The sequence below is a fragment of the Streptomyces apocyni genome, from assembly GCF_009739465.1.
GTDB lineage: Bacteria > Actinomycetota > Actinomycetes > Streptomycetales > Streptomycetaceae > Streptomyces > Streptomyces apocyni.
The window spans coordinates 1-915 of record NZ_WHOM01000008.1; the positions used below are offsets into that span (position 1 = coordinate 1).

1 protein-coding gene is annotated in these 915 nt (G+C 68.5%); it reads left to right on the forward strand.

All coding sequences use genetic code 11. The features are described from left to right. On the forward strand, nt 1–915 hold a 915-nt coding region (locus tag GCN81_RS00025; protein WP_156721301.1), incomplete at both ends, for an AMP-binding protein.

Below are 915 nucleotides of genomic sequence, written 5' to 3' on the forward strand. Positions count from 1 at the left end.
GTGTGGTCGCTGTTCCACAGCTTCGCCTTCGACTTCTCCGTCTGGGAAATGTGGGGTGCCCTCACCACCGGCGGACGCGTGATCGTCGTCCCCTACGACGTCAGCCGCGACACCGACGCGTTCTACGCCCTCGTCCGAGACGAGCGAGTGACGATGCTGAGCCAGACCCCATCCGCGTTCCGCCAGTTCGAGGACGTGGACGCCAGGCGGCACGAACGGCTGGCGCTACGAGCCGTCGTCTTCGGCGGTGAGGCGCTGGACCGGTCGTCGGTACGGCACTGGGGTGAGCGGCACGGCTACCGCGAACCCGTACTCGTGAACATGTACGGCATCACCGAGACCACCGTGCACGTCACCTACACCGAAGTCACCGAGGAACAGCTCGACGGGGCATTCACGCTGATCGGTGAGGCGCTACCGGACCTGTGGGTGCACGTGCTGGACGCGTTCGGCCAGCCAGTGCCCGTCGGCGTGGTCGGAGAGCTGTACGTCGGCGGGCCCGGGGTGACCCGCGGCTACATCGGACGGCCCGAACTAACTGCGGAGCGGTTTGTGCCGGATCATCTGGGCGGTGAGCCCGGGGCGCGGCTATACCGCAGCGGGGACCTGGCCCGCTGGAAGGCCGACGGCGCCCTGGAATACCTCGGCAGAGGCGACAGCCAGGTCAAAGTCCGCGGGTTCCGGATCGAACTGGGCGAGATCGAGGCCGCACTGAGCCGACAGCCAGGAATCCGCCAAGCCGTCGTCATCGTCCGCGACGACCACGGGCAGGGCCAGGCCGACCTGGTCGCCTACCTGGTGGCCGACGACGACGCCACACCCTCCACCAGCGGCCTGCGCGACGCGCTCGCCGACGGCCTGCCCGCCTACATGATCCCCCGCAACTTCGTCCTCCTGGACGAGCTGCCACTGACC